Annotated in this window: 29 protein-coding genes; 14 read left to right on the top strand and 15 right to left on the bottom strand. The window is 46.3% G+C overall.

The features are described 5' to 3' along the window. Positions 1-12: 12 nt before the first annotated feature. The 9 genes from FAI40_03625 to FAI40_03585 form a co-directional block, all read right to left on the bottom strand. Positions 13-546, bottom strand: a complete 534-nt coding sequence (locus FAI40_03625) for a 4Fe-4S dicluster domain-containing protein (GenBank protein ID QCE34501.1) — start codon at positions 544-546, stop codon at positions 13-15. A gap of 256 nt (positions 547-802) precedes the next feature. Then, on the bottom strand, positions 803-1279 hold the full coding sequence (hycI, locus tag FAI40_03620) for a hydrogenase maturation peptidase HycI (protein ID QCE34500.1): 477 nt from the start codon (positions 1277-1279) through the stop codon (positions 803-805). Next, positions 1272-1688, bottom strand: a complete 417-nt coding sequence (hycH, locus tag FAI40_03615; GenBank protein QCE34499.1) for a formate hydrogenlyase maturation protein HycH — start codon at positions 1686-1688, stop codon at positions 1272-1274. The genes hycI and hycH overlap by 8 nt, the downstream gene beginning before the upstream one ends. Beyond that, positions 1685-2509, bottom strand: a complete 825-nt coding sequence (gene nuoB / locus FAI40_03610; protein ID QCE34498.1) for an NADH-quinone oxidoreductase subunit NuoB — start codon at positions 2507-2509, stop codon at positions 1685-1687. The genes hycH and nuoB overlap by 4 nt, the downstream gene beginning before the upstream one ends. Before the next feature lie 3 nt (positions 2510-2512). Beyond that, complete coding sequence (locus tag FAI40_03605) at positions 2513-3052, bottom strand: 4Fe-4S dicluster domain-containing protein (GenBank protein ID QCE34497.1); 540 nt, start codon at positions 3050-3052, stop codon at positions 2513-2515. A gap of 12 nt (positions 3053-3064) precedes the next feature. Next, the gene (locus tag FAI40_03600; GenBank protein QCE34496.1) at positions 3065-4768 is read right to left on the bottom strand and encodes a hydrogenase large subunit; all 1704 of its coding nucleotides are present in this window, start codon (positions 4766-4768) and stop codon (positions 3065-3067) included. 19 nt (positions 4769-4787) lie between these two features. Then, positions 4788-5762, bottom strand: coding sequence for a hydrogenase 3 membrane subunit (locus tag FAI40_03595; protein QCE35737.1), 975 nt, complete (start codon positions 5760-5762; stop codon positions 4788-4790). 189 nt (positions 5763-5951) lie between these two features. Further along, positions 5952-7817, bottom strand: a complete 1866-nt coding sequence (locus tag FAI40_03590; GenBank protein ID QCE34495.1) for a proton-conducting membrane transporter — start codon at positions 7815-7817, stop codon at positions 5952-5954. After that, positions 7814-8431 carry a 4Fe-4S dicluster domain-containing protein gene (locus FAI40_03585; GenBank protein ID QCE34494.1) on the bottom strand — a complete coding sequence of 206 codons (618 nt, stop codon included), beginning with the start codon at positions 8429-8431 and terminating at the stop codon, positions 7814-7816. The genes FAI40_03590 and FAI40_03585 overlap by 4 nt, the downstream gene beginning before the upstream one ends. Positions 8432-9000: 569 nt before the next feature. On the opposite strand from FAI40_03585, the gene hypA reads away from it, so the two are divergent. The 6 genes from hypA (at position 9001) to hypE (ending at position 13017) form a co-directional block, all read left to right on the top strand. Next, the gene (hypA, locus tag FAI40_03580; GenBank protein ID QCE34493.1) at positions 9001-9345 is read left to right on the top strand and encodes a hydrogenase maturation nickel metallochaperone HypA; all 345 of its coding nucleotides are present in this window, start codon (positions 9001-9003) and stop codon (positions 9343-9345) included. A 25-nt stretch (positions 9346-9370) separates the two neighbouring features. After that, positions 9371-9661 carry a hypothetical protein gene (locus FAI40_03575; GenBank protein ID QCE34492.1) on the top strand — a complete coding sequence of 97 codons (291 nt, stop codon included), beginning with the start codon at positions 9371-9373 and terminating at the stop codon, positions 9659-9661. 28 nt (positions 9662-9689) lie between these two features. Then, complete coding sequence (hypB, locus tag FAI40_03570) at positions 9690-10436, top strand: hydrogenase nickel incorporation protein HypB (protein ID QCE34491.1); 747 nt, start codon at positions 9690-9692, stop codon at positions 10434-10436. Next, on the top strand, positions 10427-10705 hold the full coding sequence (locus FAI40_03565; protein QCE34490.1) for a HypC/HybG/HupF family hydrogenase formation chaperone: 279 nt from the start codon (positions 10427-10429) through the stop codon (positions 10703-10705). The genes hypB and FAI40_03565 overlap by 10 nt, the downstream gene beginning before the upstream one ends. Before the next feature lie 97 nt (positions 10706-10802). Continuing rightward, positions 10803-11930 carry a hydrogenase formation protein HypD gene (gene hypD, locus FAI40_03560; GenBank protein ID QCE35736.1) on the top strand — a complete coding sequence of 376 codons (1128 nt, stop codon included), beginning with the start codon at positions 10803-10805 and terminating at the stop codon, positions 11928-11930. 91 nt (positions 11931-12021) lie between these two features. Further along, positions 12022-13017: a hydrogenase expression/formation protein HypE gene (gene hypE, locus FAI40_03555; protein ID QCE35735.1), complete on the top strand. Its 996-nt coding sequence runs from the start codon at positions 12022-12024 to the stop codon at positions 13015-13017. A 355-nt stretch (positions 13018-13372) separates the two neighbouring features. On the opposite strand, the gene FAI40_03550 is transcribed toward hypE, so the two are convergent. Both FAI40_03550 and FAI40_03545 read right to left on the bottom strand, forming a co-directional pair. After that, positions 13373-13657, bottom strand: coding sequence for a hypothetical protein (locus FAI40_03550; protein QCE34489.1), 285 nt, complete (start codon positions 13655-13657; stop codon positions 13373-13375). Positions 13658-13770: 113 nt separating this feature from the next. Next, on the bottom strand, positions 13771-14697 hold the full coding sequence (locus FAI40_03545) for an alpha/beta hydrolase (protein QCE34488.1): 927 nt from the start codon (positions 14695-14697) through the stop codon (positions 13771-13773). A gap of 113 nt (positions 14698-14810) precedes the next feature. Here FAI40_03545 and FAI40_03540 point away from each other — a divergent pair, with 113 nt between their 5' ends. Then, positions 14811-15722, top strand: coding sequence for a LysR family transcriptional regulator (locus FAI40_03540; GenBank protein ID QCE34487.1), 912 nt, complete (start codon positions 14811-14813; stop codon positions 15720-15722). 31 nt (positions 15723-15753) lie between these two features. Here the strand turns inward: FAI40_03540 and FAI40_03535 are convergent, their stop codons facing one another. After that, complete coding sequence (locus FAI40_03535) at positions 15754-16104, bottom strand: hypothetical protein (GenBank protein QCE34486.1); 351 nt, start codon at positions 16102-16104, stop codon at positions 15754-15756. Positions 16105-16206: 102 nt separating this feature from the next. Continuing rightward, the gene (locus FAI40_03530; protein QCE34485.1) at positions 16207-17046 is read right to left on the bottom strand and encodes a hypothetical protein; all 840 of its coding nucleotides are present in this window, start codon (positions 17044-17046) and stop codon (positions 16207-16209) included. Positions 17047-17292: 246 nt separating this feature from the next. On the opposite strand from FAI40_03530, the gene FAI40_03525 reads away from it, so the two are divergent. The 4 genes from FAI40_03525 (at position 17293) to FAI40_03510 (ending at position 19867) form a co-directional block, all read left to right on the top strand. Beyond that, a complete protein-coding gene (locus tag FAI40_03525) occupies positions 17293-17544 on the top strand; it encodes a hypothetical protein (GenBank protein QCE34484.1) in 252 nt (83 codons plus the stop codon). 100 nt (positions 17545-17644) lie between these two features. Next, on the top strand, positions 17645-18460 hold the full coding sequence (locus tag FAI40_03520) for a hypothetical protein (GenBank protein QCE34483.1): 816 nt from the start codon (positions 17645-17647) through the stop codon (positions 18458-18460). Positions 18461-18768: 308 nt separating this feature from the next. Continuing rightward, entirely contained in the window at positions 18769-18957 is a 189-nt protein-coding gene (locus FAI40_03515; GenBank protein QCE34482.1) for a hypothetical protein, read from the top strand. A 229-nt stretch (positions 18958-19186) separates the two neighbouring features. Continuing rightward, positions 19187-19867, top strand: a complete 681-nt coding sequence (locus FAI40_03510) for a class I SAM-dependent methyltransferase (GenBank protein QCE34481.1) — start codon at positions 19187-19189, stop codon at positions 19865-19867. 160 nt (positions 19868-20027) lie between these two features. Here the strand turns inward: FAI40_03510 and FAI40_03505 are convergent, their stop codons facing one another. Next, a complete protein-coding gene (locus tag FAI40_03505; GenBank protein ID QCE34480.1) occupies positions 20028-20900 on the bottom strand; it encodes a hypothetical protein in 873 nt (290 codons plus the stop codon). A gap of 345 nt (positions 20901-21245) precedes the next feature. On the opposite strand from FAI40_03505, the gene FAI40_03500 reads away from it, so the two are divergent. The 3 genes from FAI40_03500 to FAI40_03490 all read left to right on the top strand — a co-directional run bounded on the left by FAI40_03500 (position 21246) and on the right by FAI40_03490 (position 23912). Then, positions 21246-21635, top strand: a complete 390-nt coding sequence (locus FAI40_03500) for a hypothetical protein (GenBank protein ID QCE34479.1) — start codon at positions 21246-21248, stop codon at positions 21633-21635. A 121-nt stretch (positions 21636-21756) separates the two neighbouring features. Continuing rightward, complete coding sequence (locus FAI40_03495) at positions 21757-22356, top strand: hypothetical protein (GenBank protein ID QCE34478.1); 600 nt, start codon at positions 21757-21759, stop codon at positions 22354-22356. Positions 22357-22763: 407 nt separating this feature from the next. Continuing rightward, positions 22764-23912 carry a SulP family inorganic anion transporter gene (locus FAI40_03490; protein QCE34477.1) on the top strand — a complete coding sequence of 383 codons (1149 nt, stop codon included), beginning with the start codon at positions 22764-22766 and terminating at the stop codon, positions 23910-23912. Here the strand turns inward: FAI40_03490 and FAI40_03485 are convergent. After that, a complete protein-coding gene (locus tag FAI40_03485; GenBank protein QCE34476.1) occupies positions 23887-25002 on the bottom strand; it encodes a DMT family transporter in 1116 nt (371 codons plus the stop codon). The two genes, FAI40_03490 and FAI40_03485, sit on opposite strands and share 26 nt — an antisense overlap. Positions 25003-25040 lie beyond the last annotated feature (38 nt).

Raw genomic sequence — 25040 nt, 5'->3', positions numbered from 1 at the left:
TTCTTTCTCCTCTTAAAAGGTTGGGTTCTCGAGAGCTGTTTTTAGACGCTTTTCAGCAATCATTTTTGCTTGAAGCTCTCTGTCGACAATGTGGAGGGCTTCCGTTGGGCAGTGCTGAATGCAGGCTGGTCCCTCTGGACGTCCAAGACATAGGTTACATTTATGTGCTTTTGCCTTAACGGTTGTTGCACCCATGCGGTGAATTAAGGCATAGTCAACGACTTCCATTGCACCGAAAGGACAGGCGACAACGCAAGTCTGACAGCCGATGCATTTGTCTGGATCGACAATCATCACACCTTGATCACGGCTAATAGCGCCGTTAGGGCAGGAATTAGCACAGGGTGAATCGAGGCACTGGCGGCAGGTCACTGCGGCAGTGATGTTTCCTGCTTCGAGAACGTGGATGCGAGGCGCAAAGTCCCCAATGTCAAGATTGGCATCTTGCATCTCAGGTTCTGCTCTGTGTGCGATAACGCAGGCAATTTCGCAGGTCTTACAGCCGATGCACTGATGTGGATCAACTAGAATAAACCGGTTGCTCATCAATAACTCCTAAAAAGTTATATTTCATATTCAGTAAATAATGCTGACGTGTTTATTTGAGGTGATTTCAGGTCGATTCTATCAATACTGATAAGATCAAGGTGCAACCATTAAAGTTGACATGTCAGCTATTTAGTACCTCCTTATAATAGGAGGATAGCCGATGAAAAACAAGAGAATTCTCGTGTTTTTTCAAGAAGAGAACCTATTGTTGTAAAAATACATCTATCGCTTTTAAGGGGAGTTTCCCCTTATTCTAAGCGTTTCGGGAGGCTAAATTGAGCCTCTCATATCCACCATTTTCTCCCCAATCGGAAAGACGGCGATGGAGTTCTGTCACGGCGACTTTTACGGGTTCTGAAACCGGTTCGTAAAAGGCAACCGCAGTGGGTTGAATACCGATGAAAATAACATTGGAGGCAACCTCTTTAATTTGGTCAATCAGAAAGGTCAAAGGCATGTTGTGTGTCGTTGCCATGAACATTTCTGCAATATCATTTTCATCGACGATTCGAGTCTCTCCGGGAGCGAGTCCCATCTGGGTAGCATCGACAATGACAACTTTTTCAGGATTGAGTTCTTTGACATAGTAAATGTCATTTTCAGGAGCAGGGCCGCCATCAATGACCTCCCAGCCTTCTGGCGGATGCGCTTCGCAAAGCTCCGCCAGAAGAGGACCTGCGCCATCATCACCCATCATGCAGTTTCCAACGCAAAGTAAAACGTTAACCATCTTTTCTCCGAACAATGAAATAAATGGAAGGCTCTGCGTCAATCATGCCAAGAAGGTTAATTAACGCTTTCGCCCAGCCTTTTTCCTGTTCTGTCATTTTGTCCATGGCACGGTCAAGTGCCAAGGCCAATGGATGGATATGGGTGCTGTCGATGATGATTTCACCAAATTTGAGGAGACCCTCAAGCTTTCTGCGGGCGGTTTCGCCCTCAGGAAGCTTTTCAATCCAAGCCTTAAATTCGGGCACAGGAATAGAGAGTTTCTCTTCTAAACAATCGATCACCCCAATGTGGTGACCGATCGCAAGACTATAATAAACCAGTTGCTGGGCATCTGGTTTAGCTTTTTCCTCGTTTACGAATTTACGGCCAAGGGCGTAAAAAACAACATTAGCCGTTTTATTTGTCATAAACGATAATCCCCCCGTTTTGCGCCTTCATAGACCTCTGTAAGGTGGCCCATAATATCGCCAAGACGTGGATCTTCTTCTTTTTCAAGATAAGCGGCAAGCGCCTTATTGAAGTTTTCAGAACCGTTTTGAACAACAATTTGCATGAATTTATCTGCAATTTGGCGTCCATAGCGGTAACCTGCCATGCGGCGGGCTTCCTGCTCAATCAGTACACGCAATGGCTGTGGAAATTCAGGGAATTGCATTTTGACATCCCCAGGATTTCCTGTTTCATCGTGATGTGTCTTTTTCAGCTTTTGATCAAGCATGCCCAAAGCCAATGCAAACCCATAGATAAAGGCTGCTGGGGTTGGAGGGCATCCAGGAATGTAAAGATCCACAGGCACAATTTTATCGGTACCGCCCCAGACGCAATAAAGGTCATGGAAAATACCGCCAGAAATACCGCAAGCTCCATAGGAGATGCAGATTTTTGGATCTGGCGCTGCATTATAGGCACGCAATGCCGGCACACGGGTTGCACGGGTGAGTGCGCCACTGAAAGCGAGAATATCGGCATGTTGCGGGGAAGGGGCAAGCTTGATGCCGAAACGCTCGGCATCAAACATGGGGGTGATGGTTGAGAAGAACTCAATTTCGCACCCGTTACAGCTTCCGCAGTCAACACGGTAAACATAGGCTGAACGGCGAATGCTTTTCAGCAAGACCGATTTCAGCTTTTTCATGCTTTCATCTAATGTGATGGGCGTTGGGAGCCCATTCGCATCACGAGGCCCGACTAAATGCTGGGAGCTCGCACTGGTCAAAATCTCAGACATAAATTAGGCCTCCATGGGGATATAGGCATCAATTTTAACAAGATGCGCAGGGATTAAGTCATTTTGCTGTTTGCAGTCGGTGCAGGTTTCGAACTCTTCACGACGTACTTCGCGCTCGTCCCCTTCTAATCCGAGAAGATCTAAGACATATTCAATCTCTTTCTGCGCTGCGTAAGGCTTTCCGCACTGGACGCAATGGCAGATGGAGAAGTCAGCCTCTTCAATAAGATCTTCTTTTGTCCAAGTTGACATTTCAAAATCTTCAGAGAGTTTGATTGCGCCTGTTGGGCAAACCTCTTCGCAGCGGGCGCAGAAAATGCAGCGTCCGCAGTCGAATTTCCATGTGATGACCTCTTGTGGCGCATCAATATGGATTGTCAAGGCATTGGCTGGGCAAGCATTGGTGCAAGCAGCACAGCAAATACATTGATGGGAATCATATTCAGGACGCCCTCTAAAGTTGGGAACAACTTGAAAGGGTTTTGCTGGATAATGTGTGGTGACAGACTTTTGAGTCAGTGTGTCTTTAATTAATTTAAACATTTTCAGCTCCGCTTAGAATGGCTTGTTCTTACGTTCGAGACCGTAGCGCTCAATCTCTTTGTAAGGCACTGTCACAGAACTATTCTTACGCAGATCGACAATGGTCATACGGTCGGTGCAGGAATAGCAAGGATCAAGGCTGGCCACGATCAATGGCGCATCCGCCACGGTGTTTCCACGAAGCATATAGCGCAAGGTTGGCCAGTTGGAATAAGTGGCCGCACGGCAGCGCCAGCGGAAGAGCTTCTGGTTATCGCCTGTCATCGCCCAGTGAACGTTTTCACCACGAGGCGCTTCGGTAAAACCTAATGCAAATTTATGTGGCTGATAGGTGAACCCTTCGAGAAGGATATCGCCCTCTGGCATATTGTCCAGACCCACTTCAATCATGTCGAAGGAGTTAAATACTTCACGGACACGCACTTTCACACGGGAGTAAACGTCACATCCATGTTCAACCATAGCTTTTGCAGGAAGCTCAGGATAGCTCAAAACTTCGTGTTTAACACGAACGTCACGATCCCAGCCGCTTCCACGCATCATTGGGCCAACGTTACTGTAGTCACGGGCAACTTGTTTATCCAAGATACCAATGCCTTTTGTCCGCTGCTCAATGTTAGAAGTGCTCATGATGACATCAAGAATGTCATTGAGTTCTTTACGCATAAGCTTAATTAAGCGGATGCTTTCAAGGCGTTCCTCTTTAAGAATGTCACGGCGGACACCCCCAATGAGGTTCATACAGTAGGTTTTACGGCCACCAGAGAGAATCACAGCCATTTTCATAGCATGTTCACGAACCGTGAAGACCTTCATAAAGCCCGCATGGAAACCGACGTTATGGCAGGCTAGCCCAACGTTCAAGAGGTTGGAGTGCAAGCGCTCCACTTCAAGAAGGATGGTGCGGATCATCGTTGCACGTTCTGGAACAGGCAAGTTCATGGAGTTTTCAACAGCGGTGCAGTAACCCACGCTATGGGTCATGCCGCAAATACCGCAGACACGGTCGGCGAGCATGCTGACTTCGTTGTAGCCCATACGGCTTTCTGCCAATTTTTCCATACCACGGTGGACATAGAAAAGACGGTAGTCGGCATCAACAATGTTTTCACCATCGACGAAGAGACGGAAATGTCCTGGTTCATCTGAGGTAACATGGTATGGACCGACTGGCACAACGTTGGCTTTTGCGCTGGCTGTGCTTTCGAACTGATAGGTTTCCTGATCAGAGGTTGGAGCTGGACGCTGACGGTAGTCCATTGCATCTTTACGCAATGGGTACAGATTATCGGGCCAATCATCTGGCAGGACAAGGCGGCGTTCATCTGGAAGTCCGACCGCACGCAGACCGTACATATCGAACAATTCACGTTCGCCCCAGACAGCTGCTGGCACTTTTGGTGTGACAGAAGGGAATTCCAAAGAAATAGGATCGACTTCTGTACGAACGGTTAACCAGCAAGGATCGTCATCTTCGAAGGAAATCACATAATAAATAGCGTAATTTCCACAAAGGGTGCGCTCATCGTTCCCAAAGAGAACGGGGAGCCAGCCACCTTGCTTGTAGTAGAGAGATTCCACAACCACATCGAGAGAGTTTCTTTCAACATCAACTGTGAGCTGTGTTTCTGTTTGCCATTCCACATTAAGGACGGCTGAGGGGAAATCCTTCCTCAGACGGTCAACATGGGTTTGGCCTTTACGGATATAAGTCATTATTGCCTCTATAATTTAATTAAGACCAAGTGGGATAGACGATAAGCCAAGAAACCAGCGCCAGAACAGCTAAGCTGAAACCGGTCAATGTGATACGGTTCGCAAAGATAAAGCGAACACGCGCCGCACTGTTTGACAAAAGCGCAATGGCGATAGCGCCAAGGAAAAGCTTAACGAAGGCTGCGATGAAGGCAAGAATAATCGCTGGCAGTGTTAGGCTGGTGGCTGCGCCGAATGGGACGAAAACACCGATAAACATTTGCAAAACAACAATCTGTTTCAGGTTCATACCCAGTTTCATAATCCCAAGGTCCGCACCTGAATATTCGGTGAGGGGGCCTTCTTGGAGTTCCTGCTCTGCTTCGGCCAAGTCGAAAGGCATTGCGCCAGCTTCGATCCCCGTTGCGAAAGCGCAAGCGAGTCCGCCGACAACCAATGGCAGCCAAAGGTGATGTTCAAGATGGTGTGGCAGATCAAAGACGCTCTGTGCAATCGCACCAAGCTGTGTTGAACCGGCAACCAAAGCGGCAACCCAGAGACCTAAGAAAAGAATAGGTTCAACTAAGACACCGAGGACACCTTCACGGGCCGCACCAATCATGGCGAATGGGCTTCCTGTATCGAGACCAGAGAGGATGAAGATAAAACGTGACAAGGCAAAAACATAGATCAAGGTGATCATGTCGCCAATCACAGGCATTGGAGAAGCCAATGTCACGACAGGCAATGCGCAGGCAACGAGAAGCATCAGGCCAAAAAAGAGATAAGGCATAATGCGGAAAGCAAGACCTGTTTTAGCAGGCGCTAAGCGTTGACGTTTTAACAGTTTGAAAATTTCATGGTAAGGCCCAAAAGCCGCACCGAATTCGAACTCTGCCCCTGCCATACGTGCAGAGATAGCCCCAATGACACCCACAAGAAAAGGTGCAATTAAGAGAAGTAGGAAAGCCTGCACAATTCCGAGAATGACGGAGGAGTGCAGATGAAGGGTCATAAGATTTGTCAGGTCGTTATGTGCACCAGCAGGCAGGCTTTGCAAGCCATTTTCAAGCCCGTGATGGATGTCACGACCGAAAGTGTCAACAGCATTAGCGACATCCTGCGTGGCAGTTTCTGCGACATGCTGTGTTTCATTTAACGCCTCATTTGCGGAGGCTGTGATTTGATCAGGCATAAGTTCTCCTTAGGCGAAAGCGATGACAAGAATGATCAGCGCCGCAAGCCCAACAGCCGCAATACCACGACAGAAGGCAACAAAAGTTTTGCCATGGAAGTGGTTTTTGAGGACCTCTGGGAAGAGGTGACGGACAGCGTAGAAAGGGGCGAACATGACACGCAATGGCTGAGCAACACTGGTAGCGCTCATATTCATTGATTTCTCGTAGTCATAACCGCAAGACCATGCTGTTCCACCAACGCGACGTGGCAGACGATGGCTTTGGTAAAAAGCTGCAAGCAAGACAGGAACGACTGGTAATGCAATCAAAAGAACTGTCAAAAGAGGCGTGCAGACAAGGTTACCTGCAAAGTTGTGTGACTGGCCTGGAAGACCTGAGATATTCACAACTTTTGGCAGAAGCCAAGGAGAGACAAGACCGAAGACAACGCAAAGCGCAGCTGGAATGAAAGCGGCAATGGATTCAGCGCATCCGCCTGGCGCTACGTTTTCAGCAGCATCAGAACGCGCATTCCCCAAGAAGGCAATGCCAAAGACTTTACTTGCGCACACAACCGCCAAAGCGCCTGTAACAGCAAGAACAACGGCAACGATTGGACCAACGAGGTGAGCGGCAAAGCTTGGCGCTGCACTAAAGTGGAAAAGACCGTTATAGACAAGCCATTCACTGACGAAGCCGTTCAATGGTGGCAAGGCAGACATGGCAGCTAAACCAATTAGAACGGAAACCGTGACGAGAGGCATTTTACGGGACAAACCGCCCATTTTTTCAATATCTTTAAGACCCGTTCTTTCTTCAACCGCACCAGCACCGAGGATAAGGGTTGCACCGAAAAGAGAATGGTTAAAGATTTGGAAGAGCGCACCAATGAGGCCGAAAGTGACCAAGAGAGGCAGATTCAAAGAAATACCTGTCATGGCAGCGCCAAGACCAAGAAGGATAATGCCAGAGCTTTCTAAGCTGTGATAGCTGAGCAAGCGGCGAATGTCGTGTTCCTGAAGGGCATAAAGACCGCCAAAGAAGGCTGTGACTGCACCGAAAACAAGAACAAGGATACCCCACCAGAGAGGAGGGACGCCTAAAAGGTCAAGCCCAAAGAGCAGAATGCCGAACAAGCCTGCTTTGATTAAAGCAGAAGAGAAAAGCATGGCTGCGGAAGGGGAAGCAGAGCTGTGGGATTGTGGTGCCCAGCCGTGAAGCGGGAACATTCCAGAGAAAACACCAAAACCGAAAAGCGCAAGCAGGAAGACTTCGTTACGGACACCTTCTGGCAAAGCAGCAGCACGGATAGCATCAAACTGGAGGCTATGGACATGCTGGCTGAGAATGCAGAAAGCAGAGCCGAGAAGGATCATGCCGAACTGTGTTAGAATTAAGATATTCTGACCGGCACGTTCGCCTTTGTCCCCTGTATTGCGTGTTGTGAGGAAAAAGCCTGAAAGCGCAGAAATTTCCAAGAAAATAAGAAAGGAAATTGCATCGCCAGCAAGAACAGTTGCACCCAAAGCAGCAATGAGAAGATTGCCAAAAAAGAGTTCCCAAGCGGAAGTGCCTGTATCTTTTTTGAGCAAAGCGCCAAAATTATAGAGCGCAGCCCATGCGGCACTGAGGGAAACAACGAGAAGGAAGAAAGCATGCAAACCGCTGACTTCGATATGAAGGTTCGTGCAGGGGAGAACCGCAGCCGCTTTTGGCGTAAATAACAATCCAACAGAACCAAAAACGCCCAAAACAGCAAAAACAAGTGTGCCGATAGACGTAACAGAGCGCATGGTTTTAAAAGAAGCCAAAACGCCACCGACAACAGCGCAGACAACAAAGCCTAAAAGCGCAGCGGCCGAAAGGGATAAAGGATCAGCTAAAAAATTCATTTAACGGCTTCCTTCTTAATTGCAGCTGTCTGTTCAAAAGGGGACATCGTGCCGAATTCCAGAGCGGAACTGAGACGTTTTTCAGCCGTAATTTTGAGCAGATCCATTGGATCGACCAAGCGGATTGCTTTGGTTGGGCAGTGGCGGATGCAGGCAGGGCCGCGTGGGCTAAAGTTGCAAAGATCGCATTTCACAGCCACAGGGCGGACAATGGGATTCCAATCTAAAAAGGGAGCAACGGGATCTGGATCCTCTGGGGAAGGCAGTGCCAGCGAAGTATCGTGGTGCTTTGGCACATGGTAGGGGTGGCTTCCACCCATATCAATAGCGCCGAAAGGGCAGGCAATACCGCAAAGTTTGCAGCTGACACAGAGGCTTTCATTTAAAATGATGGAGTCCCCTGTATGCTCAATCGCATGGACGGGGCAAACCTCTGCGCAAGGTGCATCTTCGCAATGGTGACACGTAACGGGGGCGGACTGATCTTTATCACGCCGCACTTTGAGGCGTGGTGTATCTTGCAGCCCATAGGCGCGGTGCTCTTCAGAGCAGCTCGCCATGCAGGTATCGCAGCCGATACACAATTTAGGATCCGCAATAATAAAATGGTTCATGCACACTCCTTAGTGAGTCATTCGGAGGACGGGCGACACTTGTAAGATTAAGGATTTCTCACGCTTGCTGTTTATTTCCTGTGCGGTAAGAGGAACAAAAGAGGCAGATATGTCCTTAATTTATAGTCCCAAGCGGCGTGTCATCTTCCGAATATACCTTGAAGGTAATGGCCCAAATTGAACTGAGCTATTACTGTAAGCTTTATAAAAAATTCTTTAAAAATTTAAATTTTTCGTCCCCTTATGCGTACTCCTTCTTCTCTTAAACTTAAAGATTAAGAAGGCTTGTTTCGGGCTGGAGATGGGAGAAAACACCTAAAAAACCTCTTGTGTTGTAAAAAAACAACTATTAAAAAGAAAAAGTATGATTAATTTAAAAAAATATCATATTGAACAAAAGGGGCTTTTCTTTTCCACTTATTTGGATTTGAAACGGTTGTTTTTCAAAGCAGGGTCGCAATCTTTTTTAAGAGTGATTATATTGAGGATAGGCTTTAAATTAGAATGCAATCCCATAGGGATTTAGGTGCTGATGAAAGCCGTAAATGAGGTCGTATTGGGAGTCATGAATGCACGAGCTGACATTATGTGAGTCAACGCTGGAGATTATTCAAAAGCAGGCTCAGAAAAACAATGCTAAGCGCATTACAGGGCTCTGGTTAGAAATTGGAGCTTTTTCCTGTGTCGAGGCAGAGTCGCTTAAATTTTGCTTCGATATGGTGTGTCAGGGGACAATGGCGCAAGGCTGTGTTTTGCACCTGATAGAGGAAAAGGCGGAAACTTGGTGCAATGATTGCCAAGAAGATGTAGAGCTTCTCATTCCAAAAGTTCTTGTCTGTCCTAAGTGTGAAGGGCGCAATCTGCGAGTCAATGCAGAAGATGGTGTCCAAATCAAACGTTTAGAAATTGAATAACTGTTTTATCTCAAGGAGAAAGATTATGTGTGCAACTTGCGGATGTGGTGAAGGTGAAGTCACCATCGAGGGGCGTGAACACGCACACCCCCACGCTCATGAACATGATCGTGGGCATACCCATGGGGCGCATGGCGACCATCATGGGGACTCTGCGCATGAGCATCTTCATGTTCATATTCATCACCATGGTTCGGATAATGGCGCTGCGCCACATATCCATATTCATGGCGATCATTATCATACGCACGAAGCGGGTGGCTTGTCTCAGGATGCAAGACGTCGTCTTGAAGATGAAGAACACCACCATCACTGAGTGCTGTTAAAAGGTTAAGGTATAAAGAATGTCAGACGGTCAACAAGGAATTTCCCACGGGGAAAGGGATGATTTGCATTTTGGATTAGGGGAGGCGGGAACGCATGCGCCAGGTATGACGCAGCGCCGTATGCTCGAAATCGAAACAAAGGTGCTGGAGAAAAATGACGCAATTGCTGTCAAAAACCGCCAGTATTTTAAGACGCAAAATATCCTTGCTCTGAATTTGGTTTCCAGTCCGGGTTCGGGAAAAACCACCTTGTTGACCGAGACACTCTTAAAACTGCGTCACAAACATCCCTGCGCTGTGGTGGAGGGCGATCAGCAAACTACCAATGATGCAGAGCGTATCCGTGCGACAGGGGTGTCTGCGATACAGGTTAATACAGGGAAAGGGTGTCATTTAGATGCCCAGATGGTTTTGGAAGCTTCAGAGCGTCTGGATCTCAAGCCCAATACCCTCCTTTTTATCGAGAATGTTGGCAATTTGGTTTGCCCTGCCAGCTTTGATTTAGGAGAGCGCTGCAAGGTTGCGGTTTTGTCCGTGACAGAGGGGGAAGATAAACCTTTGAAATATCCGCATATGTTTGCGGCTTCAAAGCTGATGATTTTAAATAAAATTGATTTGCTTCCTTATTTGAATTTTGATGTTGAAGCCTGCATTGCAAATGCCAAAAAGGTTAATCCTGACATTGAAGTTTTGACGCTTTCTGCGACGAAGGGTGATGGCATGGCGGATTGGTTCGCATGGCTGGAGAAAGAATTATGTGCATAGGAATCCCGGGGAAAATTGTCGAATTGGACGCAAGCAATCCAGATAATGCGTGGGCAGAAGTGTCTGGCGTTCGCCGTGAAGTCAATATCTCCCTCGTCCGCAAAGAGGACGAAGTGCCAGAGGCGTTGATTGGAACATGGGTTTTAATTCATGTCGGATTTGCCTTGAGCCGTATGGAAGCGGATGAAGCCAAAGAGGTTTTAGAAGGCTTGCAGGCGATGGGTGAGGTCGAGGAAGATGCGGCCTTGTTTTTAGCAGGCAAGATTTAAGCCTTTCTTTCCTTTTGCTTATAAAGCGCCCTGTCAGAAAGCTGACTTTTTAAATGTAAAGCTGAATTGTCAGCAGAATGGAAAAACAATGACATCGATGGCATTGATTGATGAGTTTCGGGATCCAAAGCTGGTTAAAATCCTTTTGGCGGAAATTCAGGAAAAAATAAAAAAACTGCCTGCCTATACCAAAGAACGCCCGTTGCAGGTGATGGAAGTGTGTGGCGGCCATACCCATGCGATTTTCCGTTTTGGGTTAGATAAGCTCTTACCTCCTGAAATTGAATTTATTCATGGGCCGGGATGTCCTGTTTGCGTGCTGCCGATGGGGCGGATTGATGCGTGCGCCGAGATTGCAGCGCATAAAGACGTGATTTTCTGTACTTTTGGCGATGCGGTTCGTGTGCCGGGTAAGAATGGCTCGCTTTTACAGGCAAGAGAGCGTGGCGCAGAGATTAGAGTGGTTTATTCGCCAATGGATGCGCTGGCTTTGGCGCAGAAAATGCCAGAAAAAGAGATTGTTTTCTTTGCCTTGGGGTTTGAAACAACCATGCCCGTAACGGCGGTAACCGTTCAGCAGGCGAAAAGGCTTGGTGTCAAGAATTTCAGTATTTTTTGCCAGCATATCAATATTATCCCAACTTTAAGGGCGCTTTTAGAACAGAAAAATGTGCAGATTGATGCGTTTTTAGCCCCGGGCCATGTGAGTATGGTGATTGGGTCTGAGCCTTATGATTTTATCGCAAAAGACTATTACAAGCCGATGGTGGTGACAGGGTTTGAGCCTGTTGATATTCTCAAGGCGATTGCGATGTTACTGGATCAATTTATTGAAAAACGCAGTGAAGTTGAAAATGAATATGGCCGTTTTGTACAGGTAGATGGCAATAAGAGTGCGCAGAAAGCTATTGAAGATGTCTTTGTTTTAGGCGGTGCGAGTGAATGGCGCGGCTTAGGCGTGATTGAGGGGTCAGGGATTTCTTTGACGCCAACGTATCAGGAATTCGATGCAGAGCGCCGTTTTAAACCCCATGCGCATCAGGTGACAGAAGATTCCCGTGCCCGTTGCGGTGAAGTGATCACAGGTCAGTGCAAGCCCAAAGATTGCCCTTTGTTCGGGACAGAATGCAATCCAGAGAACGCCTTTGGCGCTTTGATGGTTTCTTCGGAAGGGGCATGTGCGGCCTATTATCAATATAGGCGTTTTGAAAATGAAACGGCTTAAGCATATTTTAAGCGGATTTAACCTCAGGTTAAGGCGTTTTTAGCAGTAAGATTTAGAGAAGAAGATGATGAAAAAAGAAAAAGTAATTAGCATGGCGCATGGCAGTGGTGGCGCTGCAATGGAACAGTTGCTTGAGGAACTTTTTCTGCCGTCTTTTTCTAATCCTAAGTTAGATCAGAGAGAGGATCAGGCGCGTATTGCGCTGGAGGAGCTTTCTAAATCAGGCGATAGGCTGGCCTTTACAACCGATAGCTATGTGATTGATCCGATTACTTTTCCGGGTGGAAATATTGGAAAGCTTGCAGTTTGCGGAACGGCCAATGATTTATCGGTCGGCGGTGCTGTGCCGAAATTTCTTTCTTGCGGTTTTATTTTAGAGGAAGGTCTGCCGTTTGAACTTTTAAAGCAAGTTGTAGAGTCCATGGCAGAAACCGCTAAAAAAGCAGGAATTGAAATCGTAACAGGCGACACCAAAGTCGTTCAAAAAGGCGCAGCGGATAAGATTTTCATCAATACAGCAGGGATTGGCGTTATTCCAACAAAATTGGAGTGGGACGCCCATAAAATCCAAAAAGGCGATTTTTTGATTGTCAGCGGAACCCTTGGGGATCATGGCGCAACAATTTTGAATTTGCGTGAAAATTTAGGCATGTCTTTGGAAGTGACCAGCGATTGCGCTGTGTTGGAGCCAATGATTGCGGGATTGCGAGGTATTTCAGGCGTTCGGGCGCTTCGGGATGCCACAAGAGGCGGTGTGAATGCCATTGTGCATGAATTTGTCCGCTCTTCTGGCTGTGGGGCTGAAATTGATGAAAATCTGCTCCCCGTCAAAGCGCCCGTAAGAGGGCTGTGTGCCTTGCTCGGCCTTGACCCCATTAACTTTGCCAATGAAGGCAAGCTCGTTCTTGCCGTAGCGCCAGAGGCCAAAGAGGCCGTTCTAACAGCGCTTAAAGCCCATTCTCTCGGCAAAGATGCCGCTGTCATCGGTCAAATGATTGAGGGCTCTAATGTGCAGCTTAAAGGGGCTTATGGGGTGGGGAGGACGTTGGATCTGCCTCATGCAGAGCCTCTCCCCCGCATCTGCTAAGCTTCGTCTAAGGGCGAAGGCGCACAGTTGCATCTCACCTCGGTCGGGTCATTATCTATTTGATAACTCCGCCTCCCTCGGTTCGACTTGCCTGCACGCCTTCACCCTTATACTTGCTTAGTGTTTCGCTTTATTAAGGGGGACTATGCTTGTTTTTGTCTGCGATGCTCGTCTCATTACCCATAAGGTAAATCGGCTCCGCTTCTCGACAACTCCAATCCTATTCCCGCCTTCCTGCTACCTCAAAGTTTTTCCTTAGCCTTTACCCTTAACTTATTCTGTTTCTTTGCATCATTAGGGGCGCTATTACTGTCCATTTGAGAAGATTATGCCTCTTTTGAGAAAGCAGCCTATTTCAGCCGATTTTTTCGAGAGCTTGGACATAGAGGGTTTTATCTTCTAAAACGCCATCTTTATTGGGTTCTCTGGTGGTTTGGATTTTAATATCGCCGATTGGATGATAGCCGAGATGGTAGGCGACCTCTACTTGGAGAGAGAGGTCAGAAAGATTTTTATCTTCCAGATAAATTCGTTTGAAATTATGGGAGAGATCGCCATAGGCTTTCGAAATTAAATCACGGTCATATTCTTTGCCGTTGCCTTCGATTTTTGCGATGATTTCTGCAAGTTTTTGAGCCATTTTCATCTCCCTGAATTGCGCCTGCTGCGCCTTATCTTTCTCCTTCAATATGGGATTTTACAATTTGCTTTGCTAGAGGGGTTGGGGGAAGAAAATCTTCCCCCTTTGTTGTTTTAGAGTTCGAGATGCTTTTTGAAAAAGTGAATGGTTTCTTTTGCGACTTTTGCCGTTGCGGCAGGTCTGTCGTAAAGATCGGGATGGTTCGCATTTTCAACAAGGATAAGTTTTGCTTCTTTGCTATTCTTGGCCTTTTTGACGAGTTCTTTACTCATCCAAGCTGTTCCTGCACGATCGCCAACTGATAAAATCACAGGTTGACGCAGGAAAATTTCAGCAAGGCCAAAAGCCTGATAGGTCACAAGCTGGTTAAGGCTTCGTGCCGTCATGACGCTAGGTGAGGTTGGCTGTTGTGCCCGTTCAGTATGGTAATATTCCCAAAGTTCAGCCATATCTTCATTTTGCGCATCTTCTTTTTTAAGAGGCGCAAGGGGAATCATGTCGGCCTTTTTGCCTTGAACTTTCAAGGTTCGGGCATTTGCGCCTACCTCTAAGAACGGAAAGGAGGCTTCCATATTGGAATGGCCATCCCATCCTTCTCGGAAGACTTTGCCAAAATCAGCAGCGCTTGCACCCCCTAAGACTTTGATACGGGGATCATTGATCGCAGCGTTCACGGTATAGCCACCGCCTGCGCAAATCCCAAAGGCAGCGATTTTGTCCCCGTTTACATAATCAAGTGTCAGGAGATAATCAATGACGGCACTGATGTCTTCCGTGCGGATATACGGATTTTCAAGCTGGCGGGGCGTGCCACTGCTTTCGCCTTGATAGGAGGCGTCAAAGGCAAGGGTGACAAAGCCCTCTTCTGCGAATTTTGAGGCGTAGAGGCCAGAAGTCTGCTCTTTTACGCCCCCAGCAGGATGGGTCACAACGATTGCAGGATATTTTGCCGTTTTATCAAAATGAGGGGGAAGAAAAAGCAAAGCAGACATTGAAATGTCGGGATTGTTACTGTTTTGAAAGGAAATTTTTTGAGCCATGGTTAAATCCTCTTGGTTAAGGTTCATACATGGAAAATAGCTTTTTTGTTTTTTGGTAAAAGGGCATAATCTTTATAGCCCTTATTAGAAAAACGAATGAATGAGGTTTCAAAGTGATTTCTTCCCGAGACCTAGGCGATTTATCCCTTCTGTCCCAAATTAAGATTTCTGGCAGTTTTACAAAGGCGGCAAGTGCCTTAGGGATGACCCAGTCTGCTCTAAGCCAGCGTGTGAAAGCGTTAGAGGATCGGTTGGGAATGAAGCTGCTTTCCCGTACGACAAGATCGCTTTCTTTAACGCAGGCTGCGCTTGAGATGGTTGCTGTTTTAGCGCCAGCGCAGGAAAAGCTCGGGGAGATTTTGGCGTTTTCAAAAACAAAAAACAGTTTGCCTTCTGGGAAAATCCGTCTGACCGCACCGCCAGATGCCGCAAATTATTTTCTTTTTCCATTTTTGAAATCTTTTTTGCCGAATTACCCTGAAATTCAGATAGAGGTTTTGGTGGATAACGCCTTTCATAATCTTGTGAAGGACGGGCTGGATGCTGGCATTCGAACCGCAGGACTCATCGAAAAAGATATGATTTCCCTTAAACTAAGTGATCGGCTTGCAATGTTTTTGGTGGCATCTCCTGCTTATTTAAAGGCGCATGGCGTTCCCAAAGCGCCAAAAGATTTAATGTTGCATCAATGTCTTAATCTTTTAATTGGCGAAAGCGGCAGAATCTGGCTATGGCCCTTGGAAAACCAAGCGACAAAAGAAAAATTGAAATTCACGCCCAAAGGCGCTTTTGCCTCGACACAGCCAGAAATGCTTTTGCAGGCAAGCTTGGATCAGATGGGCATTGCCTGTCTGCCAAGCCATTCTGTGCTAAGAAGCATTGAATCAGGGAAGTTGGTACAGGTTTTGAAAGGCTGGGAGCCTGTCTTGCCGGGCTATGCCCTTTATTATCCAGGCAAGCGCTATAAATCTGCGGCTTTCCAAGCCCTTTTAGAAGGGCTGAAAGCATGGCGGCATTTATCTTAAAATGATGGCTGTCAGGGAAAGCGTTTCGGCGTTAATTTTGGGGTGTTGCAGGCGCAGAGACGGCAGGCGTTGCCGTTTCTTCTGTAAGCGTTTTCTTTTGAACTGCTTGTAAAAAGAGATGTTTATAAAAATGTGAGGCATCTGTTTGAATCGCAGAGCGGATTTGAATTTGCACTTCGCCAACAGGCGCATAGCCCATGAGGGCGGCAATATGAAGTTTCTCTCCAAGCGCTTGCGGGGAGGAGGCTTCCAAATAAACACGATCCCACTGGGAAGCGAGGGCTGTATAAGTACTTTCAATCAGTTCTGGTTTTGCTTGGAAATTTTGCGTTTTCAGCTGTTTTTGGAGGGTTTCGAGAGAGGAGATGGACGGATTTTGCATGTGAAAGGCATCTTTCATCGGCAGAATGTGAGGAGCAGGATAAGAATAAGAAGAAAATTAGCCTGTTCTGGGAAAATTGAGAAGGGCTTTCTCTTTATCGGGTTAGAAAAGGCTTGCTTGATGATGGTGTGTCCGTGAATCTGGGTGGTTCTGTGTATCCTTTAAAAAAGGATGGAAATAGAACAAAGCCCCTAAAACTGCGAGGAGAAGCAGAAATTTAGACCGTATTCCTAAAAAGGATTTGCGAGATTTCTTTTTGAAGAAAAGCGAAAAAAGGAGAGAAGGCAGGGTTATTTTAGGTTTTTTAAACAGTTTTGGCTTTTGGGGACGCTGTTTTTTTCGAGCCTGCGTGTTAAATTTTTTCTGCGCCGCTTTCCGCTTTCTTTTTTGTTCTTTCTCTTTCTGACGGCGGCGTTTTTCAGCCAGTTTCGTTTGCTGTTTTTCCTGTTTTTTGAGTGCTGCGGCAATGGTTTCATAGCCAACCAGTTCGGACGGTTTCAGTTTTGCGCCATTTTCTGCATATTCATTGATTAGAAAGCGGGTTTTCCGAAAAAACTCATCTTGAACATGGCCGACAATGAGCGTGCCTGATTCGGCATTGCGCTCAAAAGCGCTTTTGGTGAAGTTACTGCTTCCTTCAATACAGGCTGCATTTTTGCCATTTCGGAAATAATATATTTTGGGATGAAATGTACCTGTTGCCCGGCCAAGGGCGAGATGGGATTTGTGATAAAAACCTAAAAAAGCGGGGTCTGTGCCGTTAAAGTCCATACCGACAACGAGCTGTTTAATCTTTTTGGGGTTTTTCCGCAGGGCATTCTCAACTTCGTGGCCTGCTTGAGCCCAAGCAACGGCGATGCGGATTTCCGAGGCCTCCTCAATCAATTTCAACATTTCTGTCTTGATTTCACCGGGGAGGAGACGACGGATTTTAGGGGGCATTAAAACGAAAACTTAACTTTTAAAATAACAAATTAAGGCCAATAAAGACGGCACTCCTGCCCAGCCATACAGGAAAAAGCTTAAAAATATAAGGTTTTCAGCGAAAAAGTCTCTTTATTTCAGGGGAAAGAAAAATTTTGATTGACGAAAACAGCTAAAAAGGTTGAGGTAAGCTTGAGAAATGAAAGGCTGGTTTGCAAGGATCACTTTTCATAGAGATTTGGTTTAAAATTAAGGAGAATGATGATGACTGATACAGTTAAATCTGTTGAAGGCGATAAAGGTCTTTCTGACGAAGCTCGCACAGAATCCATTGAGAAAATCTATGGTAAAGAAGGTATTGAACTCGGCAACGAAGGTGAAAAAGTTTTCGCAGAACGTGAAGCTTTTGACGAAGCCAACCCAAATGCTTCTACCGTTTCTAAATTGGTCGGCGAGAAAAATGCGCAGCATGATCTTGCACGCTCAACAGCAGATGAAGAAGCTGACAAAGCGTAAGCTTTTTAAGTTTGAAAAATGGGCAGAGGGTAACCTTTGCCCATTTTTTTTGCACCCTATGTGAAGTTAAGATGAGATTGCCTCTAAAGGAGGGGTATTTATGCCATCTTCAGAGGAAGAGACTCAAACCGTACCAGAGAAGGCAAAGCCTTCCAGCTCAAAAAATTCATCTTCTTGGATTATTAAAACGCTTGAATGGGCTTATGCGAAATCCCTTAAAGGGTTGTGGGTTATTAAAAGTGTTGAGGAGCTCGGGGCGTATTATCTCAAGCACCATCAGAACGATCCTGTGAAAGCTGTAGAGGCTTTAATCTTGGCACAAGAATCCAAAGCGGGTGTTAATGGTTTTTGCATGAATTTTGGCGGATTGATGTTTCTGCCGCTGACATTGCCGTTTGGCCTTTTGATGGGGTTATATATTCAGCTTCGCATGATTACCGTCATTGCGGTGATTGGCGGTTATAATGTGCATGATCCTCGGGTGAAAACCCTTTGCTATATCTGCCTTGCTGGAAAAAATGCGAAAAAGATTTTCACCTCTGCCGGGATTAAAGCTGGCGGAAAAGTCAGCGCTGCGATGCTTTCAGGCATGAGTCATGAGGTTATTTTACTCTTGCAAAAAGGTTTAGGATTGCAGGCGATGGCCCGTTTTAGTCCTGCGGGCGTCGTTGGTGGCGCTGGCGCTGTCGGGTTTGGACGTTTTTTGCCGATTGCAGGCGGTTTTATCAGTGGCGCATGGGCTAGCTATATGGCCAGTCAAATGGGAAAAGTCGCCCGAGGCATGTTTATTGACGGCGGTCGGAAAAAAGGTAAAAATTCCACAGGCGAAGACACCGAGGCCGAAGAGACGGATGATGATTTAGAGGATGGAACAGACCTTAATCATCTGCAAGCAGATCAAAAGGAAAATTCATAATAAAATCAAAGATATGTTGGCAAATTGCGTGAAACATTTTGGGGCTTTGAAGGCTGGAGAAGGGGGCTTGAAAAGCGGATGTCTTTGACTTTATCTTGATTTTTATCTTTTTGAAAAGAGCTTGTTTCCGAAAGTCTTTTTTCTCTGTGGCGGTGTGGTATTGAAGTTTATTTTCAATTTTATGAAAAAAGCCTTGCATCCTTTTTAGAGAGTGATTTTAGATAAAAAGGAAGGGTTGGGGATGGTGTCTTTTTGATGGCAGTACCGATTCTTCTGTTTTTCAAAATGAAAGAAAAGGGGATGATGTCATGACAGAAACATACGCACAGAAAAAAGTTGTGCCTGTTGAGAAAAATTATGATGCGGTCTCACAACATGCGGACGGCGCAGCGCCAACAGATGAAAAAGATTTTGGCATTCGGGGGGCAGAAGAGGAGGCTGTTTTGGCTTCTCAAGACCCAGCGACCAAAATTCCACCACGTCCTTTGGATCGCTGAAATTCTCTTAAAGGCGCATAAAATAAGCGTTTTTTAACTCGATATTTTGGAAAGAGGTGGCTGTGGAGAGAGTCCTCAGCCACTTCTTTTTTCCTTGTTTTTCTCCTCAGAATCACGCACAAACAAGGCGAGTGGAGATTCTTCTGTCCTTTAAAGGGATAGGACGATGAATTAACTGCTATTTTGCCTGTTCTAGAACAGGTTAGAGTAAGTAGAAGAGGCGTATCCAGTGAGTAACGTAGAGGCGAAATCGAATCCCCTGCCAGAAGAAAATTTAAAAGAGTTTTGGGAAAGACGATATCGAAAAGAGGTCGGAAAAGCCTTTCACTCCCCACGACCCCGTTTAAAACATTTTGTGGAAAGACTTGCGCTGCAAGGTGGAAAAGCATTGGATATTGGCTGTGGCCGAGGCGAAGATTCTATTTGGCTTGCGCAGCAAGGGTTTGAGGTTGTCGGGGCGGATATTTCTCAATCGGCCTTGGAACAGGCACGCATTTTAGCAGATCAAGCCGGTGCAAAAATTAGTCAAAAAATTCATTTTGTCTGCGCTGATCTGGACCTCGAATTTCCAGAAGATAAATATGATCTCGTCTCTGCCCAGTTTTTTGAATCGCCTGTGCCATTCGCACGTAACCGCATTCTGAAAAAAGCGGCAGAGTTTGTCAGAGACGGGGGGATTTTTCTAACGACAAGCCATGTTTCCCGTCCGCCTTGGTCTTGGCCGATGCGCTTTACGCCCCCTTCTCCTGAAAGTGCTTTTAATTCCTTGGGTCTCGTTTCCGAAGAATGGGAAAAAATCTGTGTTGCGGATTTAAACCGCATTGCAACAGGGCCTTCTGGAGAGAAGGCGATTGTGAGGGATGGGGTTATTTGTCTTCGGCGAAAATTACCCACTGATGAGCTTCATTAAGGGGCACTAAGCGCCCTTTCACCTGCGATGCTCGCCTCATTACCCATTAGGTAAATCGGCTCCGCTTCTCGCTGGAATGACGCTTATTACCGCCTTACTGAAATTTCATCCCGTTTGTTAAGTGCTTTCATAGATCTGAAAGCACTCTAGCACTTGCTGTTTATTTTTTTGGATCTTGGCAAGGGTCTTGCAGACGGCGGTCGCCTTTGAGAAACATATTGGCTGGGAAGTTGGCAGAGCAATAGTTTCCGACTTTCTGGTGGATTTCCTCTGTCCAGTAAAGCCCATCGCTGTAAGGGGTAAAATCGTCCATCGTTTTACCATCTCTGAGCGCATACATGCTGAAAGTGGTTGGAAAGAGTCCATAGACATTTGGAGGCGCATCCCGCTCCCAATGAAGGATATAGGTTGCCTTGCCCTTTGTCCCTTCAACTTGGATCACACGGGTGGCGCTTAAGGCATTTCGGCGGTCTTGAGGGACATCTTTGAGTTCAACAAATTTTTCGTGCAAATCAAAGACAGGAATAATGGTGTTAACCAGAGTTTCCTTGCCGTTAATTTTGGTTTTTTCCAAGCGGGTAAATTGGTATTTAATGGTTGGAACAGCAGGCCAGACGATAAAAGCCCCTTCGCCTAAAATGACACTTGGGTCTTGCAGGGGAAGTTTATGCTTTTTAAGTTCTTTAAAGTTGATCCCGTTTCTAATTCCCACAATTTTTGGACGGGTTGCGCCTGCTAAAAGAAGTTCTGGCGGTTTGCTGACCCCATCATTTCTAAAAATCTGCGGCCAGATGATGTTTTCCTGAATATGGGGGCGGTCATTGGCAAAAGCCATCGGGTTTTGAGCTGCCGCACGTTCCATCTCCCTTGGGGTCATCATGGGCGGCGGCGGGGCTGTTTTGAGTCCGCCAGAGGGGTCTTTGGTCGGTGTCACATCATGGGCATTTGGCTCTTGGATAGGCGTGTTCCCCTGTGCCAAGGCCTCTTGGGAAAGGCAGGTGAGAGCGCAAAAAGATGCTGCAAAAATCCTCATCGATTTTATAAGATTTTTAAGAGAATAACAGGAAGGCAGGCCGTAATACATAAAACGCAATTTCTCTACACTTAAATATCTTTTGGGAGGACATGGCCTCAATTTAACATAAGGATGAAGATTCTTACCATAGATTTCAGGTTTTCACTTTGCTTTAAAGTGATTTTTAAAACGATATTTTAATGGATCCTTGGCAACAGATAAATTTTTCGTCTCTTTTTAAGAAAGGCTTTCCCCCTTATTGCATTGTTTTGTGTGAATATTTACATAGATTGCATGTAGCTAGAATTTTATTGCGCTTGTTCAAAAAATTGGCTTTCTTTTTAATCTAACGGGGTTTTAACAATGGTCCAAGTCTATCGCCACCATGGCACAGATAGAAAAATCGAAGTGTCTTATGGCAAACAGCTTTTACGTTTAAATTTTAAACCAGACGTTGAAGAAGTTGAAAATAAGCCAAGTGAGGTTTTGGGCGCACTCTATGAAGCTAAAGCAGATCATGAGCTTGGTGCAGAACTTCTTCCTGAAGCACAGGGGAAGGGTAAAACAGAAAAAGAAGCTTTGTTGGATTTGGTTGGAAAATTATCCGCAAAAGCCAAAGAGGCTCAAAAAGAAGCGCTCGTGGCAGCTCTTGAGCAGATTAAAGGAAAAATTATTGCAGAAGGGATCGGTTTTTCCCGTGACCGTTATGTGCCCTATTCTGAACGCACGCGCGAGGTCTTTGAAGGCGCTTAGAGAGATTAAGGAGAGGGGAAATTTTTAGGCCTCTCTCTTTGAAAATCATGCTATGGTATTTCATCTTAGGCAAAGGAAAAAGCCTAAGGTGGAAATGATTTACGGTTAAGGAGACGTTACTATGCCGGATAATCTTCATATTGATGAAGAAGATTTCAACCAGATTCAGCGGCATCTTGCTGAAAAAACCTATGATGCGGCAGAAAATACGCTTCTTGCAGTGCGTGCATTGAAGGATGTCGTCAGCAAACAATTCCAAAATGATCTTGCCCAAATCCGTTGGAAAGCCTGGAACGATTATCAAGAGCATCTTGATTCGGTGACAAATCTTCTTTCTAATTCCCCAGATGGTATTCCAGAAAGGGAGCAGGCACGTCTCGCAAAAGATGTCGTTTCTCTTGGCCGTGCCATTGTTCAGCTCCGCCGTGCCTTTGGCCATAAAGCTGTTGAGGAAGAAGTCGGCGAAATTGGTGCGCTTTTAGGCAAAATGTTTGAAATTGCCGATCAGCAAGACCTCTCCAAGCATGACAGACGTAAAGAGTTCAAATTCTTTGCCGAGGAAACAGCGCCAGAGATCCGCAATCTTATGGATAAGCTCGAAGAGAAGATTTCTCCTTTGATGGAGCTTGCAACGATGCTTTCTGAGCCAGCCGATATGTATGTTGCGCCAGGGCAGTATAGTCCGGTGGGGCCGTTGAAGCATTTATTCGGCGATCACTGATCTATTCGCCTCGTTGATGGAGAATATGCACGGTTAAATCTGCGAGGGAAAGTTCATGAACCATCTGTTCACTAAAATTTTCCTTCTCGATTTTCCCGCACCTCTTCCCGCATCACCGAGGCTCATTTGAACGGAGGGGCGCTAAGGCCTATTTGTCTTGCGATACTCGCCTCATTACCCATTCGGTAAGTCGGCTCCGTTTCTCCTTCAAATCGTCCTTATTGCTCCCTTACTGAAGCTCAAGATGTGTGGTTTTCTTCCCGTATCACCGAGGCTCATTTTTATTTTTGGGATTATTAAAAAGAGAGAGAATTTTCTTCTTTTCTAACTAAAGTTTAGCGTTTTTTGTTATTGATTAAAAATTTACCTGCCTCGCTTTTGTGAGGCTTTTTTTGTAGGGATTTTCATTGAAAAATTATTTCAATAGCTGGTGCTATGGGCATCCTTTGCGGGAAGTCGGAGCAGGTATGGTCAGTACTTTTGCTTTAATTCCTGAAGTGATTGCTTTTTCTTATATCTCTGGCGTTTCACCAGCTTCTGCTCTGTTTGCCACATTTGCGATTGCGGTTGTCTTAGCTTTCATCGGTGGACGGCCGGGGATGATTTCAGGGGCAGCTGGTTCTGTTGCGTTGGTTGCTGCGCCGCTAGCGCATCAGCATGGGCTGGATTATTTGGCCTATGCGACTTTATTAGCAGGTTTTTTTCAGCTTTTGTTTGGCTGTTTAGGCGGGGAGCGCCTCATGCGCTTTATTTCTCAAGATAGTGTGACAGGATTTGCCAATGGTTTAGCTATTTTAATTTTCGCAGCGCAAATGCACCATATTTTAAAAGCTTCTATGATGGGGTGGGGATTGATAGGCGCAGGTTTGGCGATTATTTATCTTTTGCCACGCTTTTTTACCTCTGTTCCTTCGCCTTTGGTTTGTATTTTTCTGCTGACTTTGGGGGCAAGCCTATCGGGTCTTGCTGTGCCGACTATTGCCGATTTAGGCGACTTGCCAACGACTTTACCGCATTTTTCTTTTCCGTCTTTACCTTGGGATCTCCAGACGTTAGGGATTATTTTGCCAGCCTCTTTGGCGATGGCAGCGGTTGGCGTCTTGGAATCCTTACTCACACTGGAAATTACAGATGAAAAGACCCATTCGCTTGGCCATCAAGGGCAGGAAGCGAGGGCGCTGGGCGTTGCAAATATGCTTTCTGGACTCGTGGGCGGCATTGGCGGATGCGGTATGATTGGCCAGACGGTTGGGAATTTGCGCTATGGCGGAAAAGGACGTCTGTCGATTTTGGTTTCAGGAGCGTTTTTGCTGTTTCTGATGTTAAGTTTGCATCATTGGGTGGCGCAAGTGCCTGTCGCTGCTTTGGTTGCGATTATGGTGATGGTCTCTATCAGCACGTTTTCATGGGAGAGCCTGCAAAAAATCAAAAAGCCTTTGAGCGCCAGTTTTTGGGTTGTCTTGGTAACCAGTACGGTCGTTGTGTTAACACAAAATCTGGCGCTGGGTGTGCTTGCAGGGGTCGTGCTTTCTAGGGTGTGCCAGAAGGTGGCCTAGAAGGCTGTTTCCTTTTTGGAGGATGCGCACGTTTGCAATCAGGGCTATGGCAATTTTTATGATTGTGAAATGGACGAAAATGTTTTTTCTTTTTTGTCCGTTTCCGCCTTAGAATTGGCGCATTGCGCACAGGACGTAGTCTAGCGACAAACATGCCTGTTAAAACAATTGTTCCCCCAATGACAATGCCGAGCGTGAGCTGGTCGCCTGTGAGAAAAATAGAGGAAATGATGGTTAGAGGCGGTTCGCCATAAAGTAAAATACACGCATTCGCAGCCCCTAATTTTCCAACCAAAGAGGACCAGCAAGCATAGCCCAAAACAGAAGGGAAGATTGCTAAGCCCAACACATTTAAGAATGTTTTTGGAGGGACGTGATAGAGTTCGACAATCCCAGATGGAAGCCAGATACTCAGGCAGAGTGTTCCAAACAGCACAATCCACGCAAGGGAACACATCGGCCCGTAACGCTGAATCAGAGGATGCTGCAAGAGAGTAAAAATAGCCGTAAGAAAACAGCTTAAAAGCAGGACAAGAGGCCCTTGAAGATTACTGGCCGAAACAGCACCGTTAGACATAGCGACAATGGCGACACCGCCAAGCGCCACGCTTGCCCCAATCCAGCCCCATAAAGTGAGATGATCCTTACAAAAGATAATGCCGAGGAAGGCTGCAAAAATAGGTGCTGTGCAGTTAATTAAGCATGAGGCGGAAGGTGTCATGCTGGTTTCGCCAATATTAAGCAAAAGATTATAGAGGGCAAAGCCAAGCAAACCGCAAACCGCAAACCGCCACCAGTCTTTTTTCTGCGGAAGCGTTCCCGCAAAAGGCAATTTTTTAGATTTTAGAAAAAGAAAGGGAATGAGAAAAACCGCCGCTAAAGTATAGCGCAGGCTTGCCAGCTCCCCTGGGTGCATGCCGTCCTTGAGTGCGAGCTGAATGAAAGGAAAGGCTAAAGACCAGGAGCCCAGCAGGATAACAGACTGGATAAGAATGCTGAGTGGATGGGCTTTTGCTTCTGGAGGCGGCGAAAATTCATGATGGGTGGATAGAATTTGCTGCGAAGCTTTGGGGAGGGTAATTTCAGGCAATCAAGGACGTCCCGAGTAAAGGTAAACAGAGGCAAGGA

The organism is Acetobacteraceae bacterium (assembly GCA_004843345.1).
Taxonomy (GTDB): domain Bacteria; phylum Pseudomonadota; class Alphaproteobacteria; order Acetobacterales; family Acetobacteraceae.
This window is presented reverse-complemented; position numbering and strand designations above follow the sequence as displayed.

Bases quoted from the DNA above. Each gene is read 5' to 3' on its own strand.
- FAI40_03625 (QCE34501.1), bottom strand. From the start codon at position 546: ATGAGCAACCGGTTTATTCTAGTTGATCCACATCAGTGCATCGGCTGT.
- hycI (QCE34500.1), bottom strand. From the start codon at position 1,279: ATGGTTAACGTTTTACTTTGCGTTGGAAACTGCATGATGGGTGATGAT.
- hycH (QCE34499.1), bottom strand. From the start codon at position 1,688: ATGACAAATAAAACGGCTAATGTTGTTTTTTACGCCCTTGGCCGTAAA.
- nuoB (QCE34498.1), bottom strand. From the start codon at position 2,509: ATGTCTGAGATTTTGACCAGTGCGAGCTCCCAGCATTTAGTCGGGCCT.
- FAI40_03605 (QCE34497.1), bottom strand. From the start codon at position 3,052: ATGTTTAAATTAATTAAAGACACACTGACTCAAAAGTCTGTCACCACA.
- FAI40_03600 (QCE34496.1), bottom strand. From the start codon at position 4,768: ATGACTTATATCCGTAAAGGCCAAACCCATGTTGACCGTCTGAGGAAG.
- FAI40_03595 (QCE35737.1), bottom strand. From the start codon at position 5,762: ATGACCCTTCATCTGCACTCCTCCGTCATTCTCGGAATTGTGCAGGCT.
- FAI40_03590 (QCE34495.1), bottom strand. From the start codon at position 7,817: ATGAATTTTTTAGCTGATCCTTTATCCCTTTCGGCCGCTGCGCTTTTA.
- FAI40_03585 (QCE34494.1), bottom strand. From the start codon at position 8,431: ATGAACCATTTTATTATTGCGGATCCTAAATTGTGTATCGGCTGCGAT.
- hypA (QCE34493.1), top strand. From the start codon at position 9,001: ATGCACGAGCTGACATTATGTGAGTCAACGCTGGAGATTATTCAAAAG.
- FAI40_03575 (QCE34492.1), top strand. From the start codon at position 9,371: ATGTGTGCAACTTGCGGATGTGGTGAAGGTGAAGTCACCATCGAGGGG.
- hypB (QCE34491.1), top strand. From the start codon at position 9,690: ATGTCAGACGGTCAACAAGGAATTTCCCACGGGGAAAGGGATGATTTG.
- FAI40_03565 (QCE34490.1), top strand. From the start codon at position 10,427: ATGTGCATAGGAATCCCGGGGAAAATTGTCGAATTGGACGCAAGCAAT.
- hypD (QCE35736.1), top strand. From the start codon at position 10,803: ATGGCATTGATTGATGAGTTTCGGGATCCAAAGCTGGTTAAAATCCTT.
- hypE (QCE35735.1), top strand. From the start codon at position 12,022: ATGGCGCATGGCAGTGGTGGCGCTGCAATGGAACAGTTGCTTGAGGAA.
- FAI40_03550 (QCE34489.1), bottom strand. From the start codon at position 13,657: ATGGCTCAAAAACTTGCAGAAATCATCGCAAAAATCGAAGGCAACGGC.
- FAI40_03545 (QCE34488.1), bottom strand. From the start codon at position 14,697: ATGGCTCAAAAAATTTCCTTTCAAAACAGTAACAATCCCGACATTTCA.
- FAI40_03535 (QCE34486.1), bottom strand. From the start codon at position 16,104: ATGCAAAATCCGTCCATCTCCTCTCTCGAAACCCTCCAAAAACAGCTG.
- FAI40_03530 (QCE34485.1), bottom strand. From the start codon at position 17,046: ATGCCCCCTAAAATCCGTCGTCTCCTCCCCGGTGAAATCAAGACAGAA.
- FAI40_03525 (QCE34484.1), top strand. From the start codon at position 17,293: ATGACTGATACAGTTAAATCTGTTGAAGGCGATAAAGGTCTTTCTGAC.
- FAI40_03520 (QCE34483.1), top strand. From the start codon at position 17,645: ATGCCATCTTCAGAGGAAGAGACTCAAACCGTACCAGAGAAGGCAAAG.
- FAI40_03515 (QCE34482.1), top strand. From the start codon at position 18,769: ATGACAGAAACATACGCACAGAAAAAAGTTGTGCCTGTTGAGAAAAAT.
- FAI40_03505 (QCE34480.1), bottom strand. From the start codon at position 20,900: ATGAGGATTTTTGCAGCATCTTTTTGCGCTCTCACCTGCCTTTCCCAA.
- FAI40_03500 (QCE34479.1), top strand. From the start codon at position 21,246: ATGGTCCAAGTCTATCGCCACCATGGCACAGATAGAAAAATCGAAGTG.
- FAI40_03495 (QCE34478.1), top strand. From the start codon at position 21,757: ATGCCGGATAATCTTCATATTGATGAAGAAGATTTCAACCAGATTCAG.